Here is a 13,306-nt window from a genome sequence, read left to right on the forward strand (position 1 = left end):
CGCACCCGCACCCGCACCCGCACCCACCGAACGACCTCCCCGGCCCTTCAGACCGCTTCCAGCACCATCGCGTTGGCCAGGCCACCCGCCTCACACATGGTCTGCAGCCCGTAGCGGGCGCCGCGCCCCCGCATGGCGTGCACCAGCGTCGTGGTCAGCCGCGCGCCACTCGCTCCCAGCGGATGTCCCAGAGCGATGGCGCCCCCGTGGACGTTGACCTTCGCCAGATCGGCCCCCGTCTCCTGCTGCCAGGCGAGAACCACGCTGGCGAACGCCTCGTTCACCTCGAACAGGTCGATGTCGTCGATCGTCAGCCCGGCCCGGCGCAGCACCTTCTCCGTGGCCGGTACGACACCCGTGAGCATCAGCAGCGGATCGGACCCGGTGACGGCGAAGCTGTGCAACCGGGCGAGGGGACGCAGACCGAGCCTGGCGGCCGTCTCACCGGACGTGATGAGGACGGCCGCCGCCCCGTCGTTGACAGGGCTGGAGTTGCCCGCGGTGATGTTCCACTCGATCTGCGGGAAACGCTCGGCGAACCCGGGGTCGTGGAAGGCAGACCGCAGCCCGGCGAGGATCTCGGGGGTACTGCCGGGCCGTACGCACTCGTCCCTCGGCACACCGTCCAGGGGCGCGACCTCCGCGTCGAAGAGCCCGCCCTCCCACGCCGCCGCGGCCCTGCGATGTGAGGCCACCGCGAACTCGTCCATCCGCTCACGGGTGAGCGACCACTTCGCGGCGATCAGCTCGGCGCTGATGCCCTGCGGAACGAGCCCGTCGGGGTAGCGCGCGGCGACACCGGGGCCGAACGGGTCCTTGCCCGGCGGGACGTTGGACCACATCGGCACCCGGCTCATCGACTCGACCCCACAGGCGACAACCATGTCGTACGCGCCCGACATGACGCCCTGGGCCGCGAAGTGCACGGCCTGCTGGGAGGAGCCGCACTGTCGGTCGACGGTGGTGGCGGGCACCGTCTCCGGGAAGCCGGCCGACAGGACGGCGTACCGGGTGGTGTTCATGGCCTGCTCGCCGACCTGGTCGACGGTGCCGCCGATGACGTCGTCCACGAGGGCCGGGTCGACGCCCGCGCGGTCGACGAGGCCGCGCAGGGTGTGGGCGAGCAGTTCCACGGGGTGGATGTGGGCGAGGGACCCGTCGGGCCTGCCCTTGCCCATGGGCGTGCGTACGGCTTCGACGATCACGGCGTCATGCATATCGGCCTCCACTAACCACCAGCGAGTAGGGAATCCAAACTCACCATAGCTTTATGGATTGGAAAAACAAACTCTCCCCTAGACTGGGCCCATGCCCGCCTCCGGAGACCCGCGCCCCTGTTCCATCGCCGATGCCCTGGCGATCGTCGGTGAGAAGCACTCCCTGCTGGTCCTGCGCGAGGTCTGCCTCGGCAACGGCCGCTTCGACCAACTGGTCCGCAACATCGGCGCCCCGCGCGACGTACTGGCGACACGCCTGAGGCGCCTGGTGGACGCGGGTGTCCTGGAGAAGCACGTCTACAGCGAGCGCCCGCAGCGCTTCGAGTACCGGCCGACCAAGGCGGGCCTCGAACTGGAGCCGGTCCTGATGACGCTCATGGCGTGGGGCGACCGCCATCTCCGGAAAGACGACGATCGCCCCATGGTGATCGAGCACGACTGCGGCAATGAACTGGTCCCGGCGGTCACCTGCACGGCCTGCGGCGGCGAGATCCACCACGAGGACCTCAAGGCCCGTCCCCAGTCCCCGGGCTGGTCGGTGAAAGGCCCGACCACCTAGGCCCCGTCAGGGTGACCACGCTCCGCCGCCCCGGGGTCACCGCTTCCTCCCCCGGGGCGCGGCACCTCGGCGCGGGGAACCGCGCGACCAGCCACATCCGCCCCGCAGCCGCCCCCACCGCAGTTCTCCCCGGGAACGAGGCTCCTTGATCCCCGCCGTCAGTCCCCCTGATAGACGTCCAACCGCCCACACATCCCGAACTTCCCACGCACCACGGGCTCTTCGGCCCACACCCCGGCATCGGCCAGATGGGACACGTCCCCCCGTTCCAGCCGGCCCAACTGCTCCCCGGTCGCGGCGGCAGCCGCCCGCGCCCCCCGCTCCCATCGCGCCCGCCACTCCGCGAGCCGTGGCCGTACGAGCGCCGCTGCGGCCCGGTGGAAAGCGGCGAGCGGCTCGGGCCCGGACGCGTCCCGCAGCTCCCGGTACCCCTCCAGCGCGAGGTCCCGCCGGGCCCGGGCGACCCGCTCCCGCTCCTCCTCCGGCGCGTCCACCGGAATGCGGGTGGCGGCCGCGTACGTCTCCGGGTCGGCCAGGTACGGGGGCGGCAGGGTGAGCACGGCGTCGCCCGCCTCCGGCAGACCACTGTTCTGCATGAGGACGGTGATGCGCAGGTCGTCCTCGTTGACCAGCCGGTGGATGGTGCCGGGCGTGAACCAGGCGACCGTCCCCGGCGCCAGTGGCGTGACCTCGTACCCGGAGGTCGTCAGCGTCTGCACCGCGCCCCGCCCGCCGGTGACGACGTACGCCTCCGAACAGGTCAGGTGCATGTGGGGAGTTCCGCCGCAGACCCCGTCGGCGGCGGGCCAGTCGTACACGGACAGGTGCGAGAGGGCGACGCCGCCCGGCAGTCCCTCGTAGCCGTTCACCACGGGTGTGCCTCCAGGTACTTGGCGATCTCCTCCCGCTCCCACGCCCCGTCCGCCACGACCACCCGGTAGCGGCGGGTGAGCGTGTCGCCGGGAGCCAGCTCCAACTCCTCGAAGAACGCCCAGGAGGGGGCGACGGCGGCGAAGGGATCGTTGCGGACGAACCAGTGGGCGGGGTGGGCGCCGCCGGCCCCCGTGTGGTCGTTCTCGGGGGCGTGCGCGAAGACGAGCGTGGCGTGTCCGTCGGTGCCGTCGTGTTCGCCGGAGTAGGCGAGCCACGGGGCCTGCTCGCCCATCAGCTCGGGTCCCTCCGCGTCGGGGCCGATGATCCGCCCGTCCCGGAAGGCACGGGGCCCGCGCCAGAACAGGCCCGTGTAACCGGCCATCTCGCGCCCGGCGGTGGTGGGGCTGCCGAACAGCAGTGGTTCCTCGCGGCGGTTGGTGATCGCGCTCGTCCAGGTCAGCGCCCAGGACCCCGACTCGGTGTCCACGTCGTGGATCTCGATCCGGCGCTCCTCGTCGGCCCACAGTTCCCCGGTGTACGGGTGCCAGGTCAGCCGCTCGGCGATCACGACCCGCTCCCCGTCCGACTCGACGACGTCGAAGCCGGCGTGCGCCATCGAGCCGACCCGCTCCGGCAGGGGCAGATAGCCTTCGCCGTGCACGTACGAGTTGCCGCCCCACAGGTTCTGGCCCGACAGGTGCGAGGCCGTCAGTTGCAGACCCTTGTGCCAGCGGTGGTCGTTGGGGCGGAAGTCGGTGACCACGTCCCCGGCCAGCGTCCGGACCGGGTGCAGATACGGCTTAGGGGCCTCCCAGGCCGCCTCCGGCCGGTAGACGTAGCTCAACAGCTCGACGCCGGTACCGGGCTCGGTGACCGTGATCCGGTCCCCGTGGGCGTGGACGACGCGCAGCCCGTCATGGAAGGTCATGCGGAGATCTCCTCGGTCGCGTCGGCGCTCGCCTGGACGGGCACGGGCGCCCAGCCGGGGGCGCCTCCGTGCATGGCCGTGTAGTACGGGTCCCCGGGCCCGATCTCCCCACGCCGTACGGTCGTGTCCGTGAACGCCGATTTGTACAGCGCGGCGATCAGCTCCAGGCTCGTACGCCCGTCGGCGCCGCTGCTGCGCGGCCGCTCGCCCGCGCGCATGCTCGCCACGAGTTCGCGGAGCTGCGCCAGGTGCGAGCTGGGCACGTCCTCGCCGAAGTCGCGCCAGGCCGCCGCGTCCGCCTCCGGGGTGCCCGGAACGGGGACGATGGACCAGTTGGCGTTGGAGTGGCCGTACAGATGGGTCAGCTCGACGGTGGCGCGCTCGCAGTCGATGCGGATGCGACTGACCTCGTCGGGGCTGAGGACGCTGTTGACGACGGTGGCCAGGGCGCCGCTCTCGAAGCGGACGAGGGCGGTCGAGACGTCCTCGGTCTCCACGTCGTGGACCAGGCGCCCGGCCATCGCCCGGACCTCGCTCCAGGGGCCGAGCAGATCGAGCAGCAGGTCCATCTGGTGGATGCCGTGGCCCATGGCGGGACCGCCGCCCTCGGTGGCCCAACGGCCGCGCCAGGGCACGGCGTAGTAGGCGGTGTTCCGGTACCAGGTGGTCTGGCAGTGGGCGACGAGCGGGCGTCCGAGGCTCCGCTCGGCGAGCAGCTTCCGTACGTGCCGCGAGCCGGAGCCGAAACGGTGCTGGAAGACGATCGAGGCGTATGGCCCGCCGGTCTCCGCGCCTTCCTCGGCCTCGACTGCGTCGAAGTCGGCGAGCGTCGGCACCGGGGGTTTCTCGCACCACACCCAGGCGCCCGCCCGCAGCGCGGCGATCGTCTGGTCACGGTGCAGGGTCGGTGGGGTGCAGACGCTGACCAGGTCGGGCCGCTGCTCCGCCAGCATGCGGTCCAGGTCGGTGTAGCCGTGCGGGATGCCGTGCTCGGCGCAGAACTTCGCCACCGCGTCGGCGTCGATGTCGACCGCCGCGACGACCTCGGTCTCGCCCTCCTCGGCGAGCCGCGCGAGCGCGGGCAGATGCGAGCCGCCGCCGATGGCGCCGACGCCGATGATCGCGGCGCGTACGCGGCGGCCGGCCAGGGGGGCCGGGGGGCGGTTCGGTCGGTGGTCCGGAGTCGGGCTCGGGTCGTTGCCGGGTGTGGACATGGACGTGATCAGCACTCCATCGAACGTGACGTCGGACGTTGGCCAACGCCTGGTGGCGGGGGTTCCGGCGGAACGGCGACCCTCACAACGGCAAGCGCTTTCCCTCGTCAGCAACGTATGTGCGGACATAGTGACTGGTCAACACCGCGGATCCAGCCGTTCCACGCCTCGGAACACCGGCCGCCACCCTCCTTCGGTACGCCCCCGCCCCCTCCTCCGCGGGCCATCCACCCTTCTTCCGGGCACACGCCCGCCCCTCCTCGGGTAACGGCGCCCACCTCCCCTCCACCGGCCCTCCACACCTCCTCAGAGCGCCCTCGAGTTTTTACTCAGCGCGCCCTCCGTCCCTCTGCCGCGCGCCCCCGGCCGGCCCTGGGAAACCCCTGTGACGGCCCCGTCCCCAAGGGGCGCTAGGCTGCCCCCAGCACCTGTGATCACCCGCCCCGCGGCGCGGCACGTCCTCCGCCGGCCCTCCACGATCAGCGCTTGGACCACGTAACTTCATGTCTTGGTTTGAATCTCTCATCCTCGGACTCGTCCAGGGGCTGACCGAATTCCTCCCCATCTCCTCCAGCGCGCACCTGCGCCTGACCGCGGCGTTCTCCGGCTGGGAGGACCCGGGAGCGGCCTTCACCGCGATCACACAGATCGGCACCGAGGCCGCGGTGCTCATCTACTTCCGCAAGGACATCGCCAACATCATCTCGGCGTGGTCCCGCTCTCTGTTCAACAAGGAGCTGCGCGGCGACCGGGACGCCCAGATGGGCTGGCTGGTAATCGTCGGCTCGATTCCGATCGGTGCCCTCGGCGTGACCCTCAAGGACCAGATCGAGGGCCCGTTCCGCGATCTGCGCATCACCGCGACCATGCTGATCGTCATGGGCATCGTGCTGGGCGTCGCGGACCGCCTGGCCGCGCGCGACGAGACGGGTGGCAAGCACCGGGCCATCAAGGAGCGCAAGACCCTCGACCAGCTCACGGTCAAGGACGGCCTCATCTTCGGCCTCTGCCAGGCCATGGCCCTGATCCCCGGTGTCTCCCGCTCCGGCGCGACCATCAGCGGCGGCCTCCTCATGGGCTACAAGCGTGAGGCCGCGGCCCGCTACTCCTTCCTCCTCGCCATCCCCGCCGTCCTCGCCTCCGGCGGTTACGAGCTCAAGGACGCGATGGAGGGCGGTCACGTCTCCTGGGGCCCGACCGTCTTCGCCACGGTCATCGCCTTCTTCGTCGGCTACGCGGTCATCGCGTGGTTCATGAAGTTCATCTCCACCAAGAGCTTCATGCCCTTCGTCTGGTACCGCATCGCCCTCGGCATCGTCATCATTGCGCTGGTCAGCACGGGCGTGATCAGTCCTCACGCCGGTGAATCAGGGGGCTGATTGGGTCGGTCGGGCGACGGTTGCCGCTATCGCGACCTAGCGGATACTCGCGGAAACTAGCGGTACTTCCGGCCCGACTTCCTTGATCATCTCCCATTCGTCTCCCACTCTCCCATTCGGGGACGCCAAAGAGCCCCCGCAGGACGATCCTGCGGGGGCGTCTTCGCGAACTAGTTCCACCTGGAGGGTGAGAGCATCCCCCGCCCTGGCCACCCCATCCAACTCCGTGAGTCATACATATGTCACGGTCACGCGTGTCACCCGATCGGGCGGTTTTGATCAGAAGCGGGCGGAGAGGGACAGGTACCGCCCGCCCGCCTACGAGGGGGTGCTCACGACGGACGGACGGCCTGACTGGCACAAACATGCAGCTCGTGCCGGGTACCCCACCCGACTGGGGCCTCACCCGCTGCCGGGCCATCGGGATGCAACTCCGCAACGCCCGCGAACAAGCCGGCCTTACTCAGCAGCGGCTCGCGGAGCGCATCAACTGCGATGTGAAGAGCATCAGCCGGTGGGAGAACGGCCACCGACTGCCCGATACCGCTGACCTCGTCCTACTCGCTGACGGGATCGGTGTGCCGCTCTCGGATTGGTGCGGTGAGCCCGCCGCCGCGACGGGGGACGTCAGCGGCGGGCCCACCCAGGCCGCCCCGTCCCGGCACAACTATCGGGGCAGCCACCTCGCACGCCGGGGATCCAGCCGGCGCCGAGGGGATCTCAACGCCGGAGGCGCCCGTCGAGGACGGCCGGGGCCGACTGGTACGGCAGCTTCCGGCATGGCCGCTTGCGGAAGTACACAGCGCCGCAGCCGTCGATGCCGCCGGGTCAGCTCGGTGGCGGGTGGCAGGCTCATCGGCTGTGCTCTCGTACGAGTTGCCGCAGGGTGGCGGCGGTTTGGCAGGCCCCGGGGGTTTCGACGCAGGTCTCGCACGTACGCGGGGGCGCCGAGCAGCGGCGGAACCAGAGGTGTGACTGTCCCGCTTTAGGGCACTTCGACACCTGATGTCCGCTACTTGAACGGAGCACACCATGATCATCAAAAAGATGCACGACATGGGCATCCGCAGCGAACACGCCTACGTGGCCGCCCTCACCTCGATCGGCCTCTCCGTCGCCTCCTGGGTCACCAGCCTCAAAGCCGAACCCGTCGGCGGCCTCGCCCGTGCCGACCGGTGGGGCATCTTCGTCGGCGAATGGGCCCCCACCTTCTTCGGCCTCGGCCTCGCCCTCTCCCACTACGAGCAGCAAGAAGGCACCCTCACCGCCAGCGTCCGCGAACTGCGCGAGCACAAGCGCGAACAGAAGCACGCCGTCTGACACACACCGGAGCCGCGCGCTCGGCGCCTGACCGGCGGTGGATCCACGTCAGGCGTACACGCGCCGCTGCGGATCCAACGCGCCCGCAGCCTGCGGAGTCCCCTCGCCTGGCCCCGGATCCGGGGCCGGGTCCTTCCGGCAGACGAGCACCTCCTCGTCGTACGCCGGCGCCTGAAGCGAGTACCCGTCCGGACACGACTGCCCATCCTCGCCATTCACCCCATCAGCCCCATCCGCGCCCGGCTCGCCCTGAGGGCCAGCAGGACTTGGTTCACCCTGCGGACCCGGAGGACCAGCAGGACCCGGCGCCCCCGACGGGCCCACCGCGCCCGGCTTACCGTCGGCCCCGTCGCTCCCGTCGCCCCCCGGCGAACCAGACGGGCCCGGACTCCCCACAGCCCCATCCGCGCCGTCCAACGCCGTCCCGGCCCGGAACACCCGGCGGACCCGTCACCCCCACACCCGGCTCGCCAGGCTCCCCACGCAAACTCGGGGGCCCCGCTACCGGAGTACCCCCCAACTGCTGCACCTGCCGCGCCAGCGCATCCCGGTCCTGCGCCAGCCCCTGCACCCACAGAGCTAGCAGCACAAATCCCGCCAGCACCAGCACAGCGAACACCGCGAATTTGGCGTCGTCCTGCCGATGCCGTTGCGCCTGACTCGCATGGTCCGCTGTCATGTCCCGGTCCCCTGGCTGGTGAGATACAGGGTCAGCAAAAGCATCAGCACTGGGGCGATCAGCGCCGAGAAGATCAGTCGGCGGTCGGCGGCGCGCCGGTCAGCCGCCCGCTACTCGGCCTCCTGCTTCTCCTTCGCCTCCCGCTCCCCGAGTCGCGACGGACGATCGGGGTGCCGCCGTTTCTCGCGGAGCTCCTGTCGCTGCTGATGAAGTCCCACGACTTTGACTACGTGTTTCCGTCAAGCAATAGCGGAGAACTCGCCAAGGCGAACTTCACCTACGCCTACTGGCGGAAGATCGCCGACGGGCAGAAGGAACGCCGCACCCCGTCCACAGGTGTGGGCAAGGGCAAGGGGGCCTCGCGTCGTTGGCTGCCCGGTTGGGAGCCGGTGAAGAACTGGGCTGGTAAGCGGGTGTACTTGCTCCGGCACGGGCACAAGGAGTGGGTGGACGAGGACGTGCCGATCCGGATCGCGGTCGAGTCGCGGATGGGGCACGAGGTGGCCGGCGTCGAGGGCCCGTACTCGAACGTGACAGTGGGCATGGAGAAGCGCATCATGGCCGCGTTGCAGGCTCGTTGGCTGCGGTTCGTGGCGACGCTCCCGGCGGATTGGGAGCCCGTCTCTCCCACTCCTCTCCCTGTTGATCTTCGAGAGTGGATGAATTCGCAGGTCAGGGCTGCTGAATCTTTGACGCGAGGCACTGGTTCATGAAGTTCATCTCCACCAAAAGCTTCATGCCCTTCGTCTGGTACCGCATCGCCCTCGGCATCGTCATCATCGTCCTGGTCTCCATGGGCGTGCTGAGCCCGCACGCGGGCGAGTCGGCGGGCTGACCGAGGACCGGGCACCGCAGCGAACCGCGCCCGGCGAAAGGCCCCCTCCCCCCAACTCCCTTCCGTGACCAACCACATACGGCATCCGTAGCCGCCCAGTAGCGCACTGTCAGTCCGGGCGCCTACTCTTGTCCGCATGTCCCCCGAAGTCATCACCCGTGGTTCCGTGCGCTCTGCCGCCGACTTAAACGACCAGATCCGAGCCCTGTGGCGGCGCGCGGGCGGATCCCTGTCGGCACAGGAGCGCGCGGAGTACGAACTACTGGTCGTGGAATGGGCAGCGGCGATACGCGGAGACATGATCGAGGCGGCATGACCCTGCCGGGCCCGGCCACCGCCATGTCGACCCACACGCCCGGCGGACTGATCATCTTCCTGAACGGCACCTCCAGTTCGGGGAAATCGAGCATCGCCAAGGAACTGCTCCAGATCCTCGACGAGCCGTACTTCCACATTCCTGTCGACGCGTTCCACGCCATGCGGACGGGCCGGGAGATGCCGCCGGACCGGCTCACCAGCGTGCTGCACCGCACGTGGCGGGGTTACCACCGCGCGATCGCCGGCATGGCCGCCGCGGGCAACAACGTCGTCATGGACCACGTCCTGAGCGAGGAATGGCGGCTGTGGGACTGCCTCGACCTCTTCGTGCCGCAGGACGTCGTGTTCGTCGGCGTGCACTGCCCCCGCACCGAACTCGAACGGCGCGAGCGGGAGCGGGGAGACCGGCCGCCGGGGCTCGCGGCGCGCCAGTGGGAACAGGTGCACACACACCGGCTCTACGACATCGAATGCGACACGAGCCGGGTGGAACCGCTCCCTTGCGCTGTGCGCATCAAGGAGTTCCTGACCACGCGGCCCACGCCGACCGCCTTCCAACGGCTGGCCGACGGACGACGCGGCTGACGCTCAACGGCCTCCCGCCACACGGAGCACCGCGCCCGTCGTGTACGAGGCCTCCGGGGACATGAGCCAGGCGATGGCCGAGGCGATCTCGTCGGCGCGGCCGGGGCGGCGGAGGGGTACGGAGGCGGCGATGCGATCGGGGCGCTCCGGATCGCCCATCCGTGCGTGGATCTCGGTGTCGATCACCCCGGGGGCTACCGCGTTGACCCGGATGCCGTCCGGGCCGAGTTCCTTCGCGAGGCCCGTCGTCAGCGTGTCGACCGCGGCCTTGGTCGCCGCGTAGTGCACGTACTCACCTGGACTGCCCAACGTGGCCGCCGCCGAGGACACGTTCACGATGACGCCGCTCCCCCAGGCCGCCATCACCTTGGCCGCGCGGCGCGAACACAGCAGCACCCCGAGGAGGTTGACCTCCACCACCCGCCGCAGCACCTCCGTGTCGGTGTCCGCCAGCCTCCCGAACGGCCCCGTCACGCCCGCGTTGTTGACCAGCCCCGTCACCGGTCCCAGCCGATCCGCCGCCGTCTCGAACAGCCGGTCCACATCGGCCTCCACCGACGTGTCCGCCTTGACCGTGACACAGCGCGCCCCGTTCGCCCGCACCCCCGTGGCGATCCACTCGGCGGCCGCCCCGTCGCTCACGTACCCCACGGCCACGTCGTGCCCGTCGGCCGCGAGCCGCAGGCAGGTCGCGGCACCGATCCCCCTGCTCCCACCCGTGACCACGGTGACCGGACGTGTCATCCCAACCTCCCAAACTCGGGCGCAGGCCCAGCAGCCCCACATAATGATCGATCATCCTACGATCACACTCGGATCGCCACGTCACATCGAGGGCAACCGTTTCCGCCTCGGCGGCGACAGAGGAGTGGGAAGCTCCTTTCACACGAGCCCCACACGAAACACACGTAGCACGCGCGTAGCACACGCAGCACACGCAGCACACAGCACGCGTTCTCCCGAACCACGCATGGACGCAAAGGACTTGACCGTGGCAGCCCGTTCCCACCGCTCCTCCCGCCGGCCCCAGCGACGCACCACCCTCATATCCGTCGCGGCCGTAGCAGCCGCCGTCGGACTCACCGCGGCCCTCGTCGTGGCCCTCGGCACCGACCGCGAGACCGACGCGGAGGCCGTCGGGAACGCCGGAGCCCGACAGGTCGCGACCACCCCCGAGGCGACCGGGGCTGCCGCGACGCCGGAGCGGAAGGCTTCCGCTTCTCCCACGAAGTCCCCGAGCCCGTCGGCCACCGCGACCACCCCGGCGGCGACCCCGACCCCCGAGCCGCCCACCCGGCCGTCGCCCGCCACCACCCGCCAGGAGGGGTCCGCCTCGGCGTCGTCGGCGGGGCGCATCCGTGCGGGAGTCGAGTACGAAGGTGTCGCCACCTTCTACGACGCCGGGAACGGTGACGGCGCCTGCTCCTTCGGCCCCACCGACGACGTGATGACCGCGGCGATGAACACCACCGACTACGAGGTCTCCCGCGCCTGCGGTGCGTACGTACAGGTCCGGGCGGCGGGTGGCGCCTCCGTCACCGTACGGATCACCAACGAATGCCCCTCCCCCTGCAGGCCCGGCCAACTCGACCTCAGCGCGCAGGCCTTCGCCAAGCTCGCCGCCCCCTCACGCGGGGAGATACCGATCACCTGGAGCCTGCTGAGTCCCAGCACGTCGGACAAGCTCTCGATCCGCTACAAGACCGGGTCGAGCCAGTACTGGTGCGGCATCCAGGTGATCGGCCACCGCAACCCGGTCGCCCGGCTGGAGGTCCGCGACGGCGGCGGCTGGACCAGACTGCCCCGTACGGAATACAACTACTTCCTCTCCGAGCAGGGCGGCGGGTGCGGCGGTGCGATCAGGATCACCGACATCTACGGAGAGCGGCTGACCGTCGAGGGGATCACCGTACGGCCGGACGTCGCGCAACCGACCGGTGTCCAGTTCGCCGCCCACTGACCACGCCACGCCACGCAAGGCCTCCGGCTCCGGGAACGGCTCCGGGAACGGCTATGCCCCGTGCGAGCGTCAGCGGGGCAGATGGGCCGGCAGATGGTCCGCGACGGGATACGGCCGTTCCCCGGGCAGCCGCCCAGCCGCCCCGTCCAGGTCCCCCGCCCGCACCAGGGCGTGCACCTCTCTGGCGAGCGGCGTCACGTCCTCGATGCCGACGATCCACTCGTCCGCGTACCGGGCCGCCGCCTCGCCCGCCAGCCCCAACTGCAACGAGCGGTACGGCAGCGGGTTCAGCCGCAGGTCGCGCTCCGGGTCCCACTGCACCCGCGCGGGCGAGCGCCGCAACTCGCGCTGCCAGGCGGCCCGGCTGTCGTGCAGCTCCGACGCGTAGTGCGAGAGGCAGGAGTTGCGCAGGGCCCACTCGAAGCCCTCGCGACTGATCTCGACGGCCAGCACCGTCTCCTGGCCTTCCTTCAGGGCCCAGCCGCAGCGGTACATCATCCAGAGGAAGGACGGCTTGATCCAAGTCATCCGGTCGCGCTTCCACACGGCCGGAAAACGACCGTCCCGCGCGGCCGGGCCTCCTATCTCCGGGCGGTACGCCTGGTAAACGGTCACCGTGTCCTCGGTGTGAAGGGCGCGGATCCGGTACTTGGGCTCCGGCGCTGGTCGACGTTCGCGTTCGCTCTCACTCACGGAGACCAGGTTCGATCATCACCGCGCGCCGAGCCAGCGAATATCGACGGCCGTGCGCGGGGCCCGGTGGCCTGATCCCTCCCGTGGTTACGTCCGTGATCTCGCCCCTGACGTCGTCCGTGATCTCGTCCGTGCTCCCGTACCTGATCTCGTCCGTGACCATCCGGGATCCCTGAAATATCCCCCATCTGCCTGCACGCCCCTTGGCGTGGCGCGTTCTCTGCCCCAACACTGAGCCGATGACGCAGCGCGTGGAGCTCGCGACCGTGATGGACCGACTCGCCGTCGACGGCCTGATCACCGAGTACGCGGTGGCGGTGGACGACGGCGACTGGACGGCGTACCGAGAACTGTTCGCACCGGACGGCCGCGCCGACTACCGCTCGGCCGGCGGCATCGAGGGAGACGCCGCGCAGGTCGCCGGGTGGCTGGCGCGGAGCATGGACCTCTTCCCGACGCGGCAGCATCTGATCGTCAACCGGCGGGTGCGGTTCGGGTACCTGGAGCAGGACACCGGTGACACGGCCCAGGTCCAGGCCGACTACATCAACCCGATGCGCTTCGCCGGGCACGACGGCGGATCCACCGCCCCGGACTTCGTCTGCGGCGGCCGCTACGCCTTCGCCCTGGTCCGCACTCCCGACGGCTGGCGCCTCCACGAAGTGGTCGTCCACGAGAAATGGCGCCGCGCCCCGGAGGGCCTCACCCCCGCCCCTCACCCGTCCCCGACCTGAGCGGCAGCGCCC

The 13,306-nt window shown here is 70.4% G+C and carries 15 protein-coding genes and 1 pseudogene; 10 read left to right on the plus strand and 6 right to left on the minus strand.

All coding sequences use genetic code 11. The features are described from left to right. Nucleotides 1-47 precede the first annotated feature (47 nt). Nucleotides 48-1,217 (minus strand): acetyl-CoA C-acyltransferase, encoded by a 1,170-nt coding sequence (locus tag ACFY9I_RS07430; RefSeq protein WP_390997878.1) that lies wholly within the window; start codon nt 1,215-1,217, stop codon nt 48-50. Nucleotides 1,218-1,308: 91 nt separating this feature from the next. Between ACFY9I_RS07430 and ACFY9I_RS07435 the strand changes: the two genes are divergently transcribed. Continuing rightward, complete coding sequence (locus tag ACFY9I_RS07435) at nt 1,309-1,776, plus strand: winged helix-turn-helix transcriptional regulator (protein WP_390997880.1); 468 nt, start codon at nt 1,309-1,311, stop codon at nt 1,774-1,776. Between the two features lie 158 nt (nt 1,777-1,934). Here ACFY9I_RS07435 and ACFY9I_RS07440 read toward each other — a convergent pair whose 3' ends face one another. Genes ACFY9I_RS07440 through ACFY9I_RS07450 form a run of 3 tightly spaced genes read right to left on the minus strand, consistent with a single transcriptional unit; the run spans nt 1,935 to nt 4,806 of the window. After that, on the minus strand, nt 1,935-2,648 hold the full coding sequence (locus ACFY9I_RS07440) for a cupin domain-containing protein (RefSeq protein WP_390997883.1): 714 nt from the start codon (nt 2,646-2,648) through the stop codon (nt 1,935-1,937). Continuing rightward, complete coding sequence (locus tag ACFY9I_RS07445) at nt 2,642-3,577, minus strand: DUF6807 family protein (RefSeq protein WP_390997885.1); 936 nt, start codon at nt 3,575-3,577, stop codon at nt 2,642-2,644. The genes ACFY9I_RS07440 and ACFY9I_RS07445 overlap by 7 nt, the downstream gene beginning before the upstream one ends. After that, nucleotides 3,574-4,806, minus strand: coding sequence for a Gfo/Idh/MocA family oxidoreductase (locus tag ACFY9I_RS07450; protein ID WP_390997888.1), 1,233 nt, complete (start codon nt 4,804-4,806; stop codon nt 3,574-3,576). Before ACFY9I_RS07450 ends, ACFY9I_RS07445 begins: the two co-directional genes overlap by 4 nt. Nucleotides 4,807-5,294: 488 nt before the next feature. Here ACFY9I_RS07450 and ACFY9I_RS07455 point away from each other — a divergent pair, with 488 nt between their 5' ends. The 7 genes and pseudogenes from ACFY9I_RS07455 to ACFY9I_RS07485 all read left to right on the plus strand — a co-directional run bounded on the left by ACFY9I_RS07455 (nt 5,295) and on the right by ACFY9I_RS07485 (nt 9,907). Continuing rightward, a complete protein-coding gene (locus ACFY9I_RS07455) occupies nt 5,295-6,170 on the plus strand; it encodes an undecaprenyl-diphosphate phosphatase (protein WP_390997891.1) in 876 nt (291 codons plus the stop codon). A 425-nt stretch (nt 6,171-6,595) separates the two neighbouring features. Then, entirely contained in the window at nt 6,596-7,159 is a 564-nt protein-coding gene (locus ACFY9I_RS07460) for a helix-turn-helix domain-containing protein (RefSeq protein WP_390998116.1), read from the plus strand. A gap of 43 nt (nt 7,160-7,202) precedes the next feature. After that, nucleotides 7,203-7,490, plus strand: coding sequence for a hypothetical protein (locus tag ACFY9I_RS07465; protein WP_390997894.1), 288 nt, complete (start codon nt 7,203-7,205; stop codon nt 7,488-7,490). Between the two features lie 849 nt (nt 7,491-8,339). Further along, nucleotides 8,340-8,882: a hypothetical protein gene (locus ACFY9I_RS07470; protein ID WP_390997897.1), complete on the plus strand. Its 543-nt coding sequence runs from the start codon at nt 8,340-8,342 to the stop codon at nt 8,880-8,882. Beyond that, nucleotides 8,873-9,004, plus strand: a pseudogene (locus tag ACFY9I_RS07475) (undecaprenyl-diphosphatase); the annotation flags it as partial. The gene ACFY9I_RS07470 and the pseudogene ACFY9I_RS07475, both read left to right, overlap by 10 nt. A 136-nt stretch (nt 9,005-9,140) precedes the next feature. Continuing rightward, nucleotides 9,141-9,320, plus strand: a complete 180-nt coding sequence (locus ACFY9I_RS07480) for a hypothetical protein (RefSeq protein WP_390997899.1) — start codon at nt 9,141-9,143, stop codon at nt 9,318-9,320. Further along, nucleotides 9,317-9,907, plus strand: a complete 591-nt coding sequence (locus ACFY9I_RS07485) for an AAA family ATPase (RefSeq protein ID WP_390997901.1) — start codon at nt 9,317-9,319, stop codon at nt 9,905-9,907. Before ACFY9I_RS07480 ends, ACFY9I_RS07485 begins: the two co-directional genes overlap by 4 nt. A gap of 3 nt (nt 9,908-9,910) precedes the next feature. On the opposite strand, the gene ACFY9I_RS07490 is transcribed toward ACFY9I_RS07485, so the two are convergent. Further along, complete coding sequence (locus ACFY9I_RS07490) at nt 9,911-10,651, minus strand: SDR family oxidoreductase (RefSeq protein ID WP_390997904.1); 741 nt, start codon at nt 10,649-10,651, stop codon at nt 9,911-9,913. A 247-nt stretch (nt 10,652-10,898) separates the two neighbouring features. On the opposite strand from ACFY9I_RS07490, the gene ACFY9I_RS07495 reads away from it, so the two are divergent. Beyond that, on the plus strand, nt 10,899-11,867 hold the full coding sequence (locus ACFY9I_RS07495) for an expansin EXLX1 family cellulose-binding protein (RefSeq protein WP_390997907.1): 969 nt from the start codon (nt 10,899-10,901) through the stop codon (nt 11,865-11,867). A gap of 69 nt (nt 11,868-11,936) precedes the next feature. Here ACFY9I_RS07495 and ACFY9I_RS07500 read toward each other — a convergent pair whose 3' ends face one another. Further along, nucleotides 11,937-12,560, minus strand: coding sequence for a DUF4291 family protein (locus tag ACFY9I_RS07500; protein WP_390997909.1), 624 nt, complete (start codon nt 12,558-12,560; stop codon nt 11,937-11,939). Nucleotides 12,561-12,799: 239 nt separating this feature from the next. On the opposite strand from ACFY9I_RS07500, the gene ACFY9I_RS07505 reads away from it, so the two are divergent. Beyond that, the gene (locus tag ACFY9I_RS07505) at nt 12,800-13,294 is read left to right on the plus strand and encodes a nuclear transport factor 2 family protein (protein ID WP_390997911.1); all 495 of its coding nucleotides are present in this window, start codon (nt 12,800-12,802) and stop codon (nt 13,292-13,294) included. Nucleotides 13,295-13,306: the final 12 nt, after the last annotated feature.

It is taken from the genome of Streptomyces sp. NPDC012510 (assembly GCF_042955065.1).
In the GTDB taxonomy this organism is placed as follows: domain Bacteria; phylum Actinomycetota; class Actinomycetes; order Streptomycetales; family Streptomycetaceae; genus Streptomyces.

Bases quoted from the DNA above. Each gene is read 5' to 3' on its own strand.
- ACFY9I_RS07430 (WP_390997878.1), bottom strand. From the start codon at position 1,217: ATGCATGACGCCGTGATCGTCGAAGCCGTACGCACGCCCATGGGCAAG.
- ACFY9I_RS07435 (WP_390997880.1), top strand. From the start codon at position 1,309: ATGCCCGCCTCCGGAGACCCGCGCCCCTGTTCCATCGCCGATGCCCTG.
- ACFY9I_RS07445 (WP_390997885.1), bottom strand. From the start codon at position 3,577: ATGACCTTCCATGACGGGCTGCGCGTCGTCCACGCCCACGGGGACCGG.
- ACFY9I_RS07455 (WP_390997891.1), top strand. From the start codon at position 5,295: ATGTCTTGGTTTGAATCTCTCATCCTCGGACTCGTCCAGGGGCTGACC.
- ACFY9I_RS07460 (WP_390998116.1), top strand. From the start codon at position 6,596: ATGCAACTCCGCAACGCCCGCGAACAAGCCGGCCTTACTCAGCAGCGG.
- ACFY9I_RS07465 (WP_390997894.1), top strand. From the start codon at position 7,203: ATGATCATCAAAAAGATGCACGACATGGGCATCCGCAGCGAACACGCC.
- ACFY9I_RS07480 (WP_390997899.1), top strand. From the start codon at position 9,141: ATGTCCCCCGAAGTCATCACCCGTGGTTCCGTGCGCTCTGCCGCCGAC.
- ACFY9I_RS07485 (WP_390997901.1), top strand. From the start codon at position 9,317: ATGACCCTGCCGGGCCCGGCCACCGCCATGTCGACCCACACGCCCGGC.
- ACFY9I_RS07490 (WP_390997904.1), bottom strand. From the start codon at position 10,651: ATGACACGTCCGGTCACCGTGGTCACGGGTGGGAGCAGGGGGATCGGT.
- ACFY9I_RS07505 (WP_390997911.1), top strand. From the start codon at position 12,800: ATGACGCAGCGCGTGGAGCTCGCGACCGTGATGGACCGACTCGCCGTC.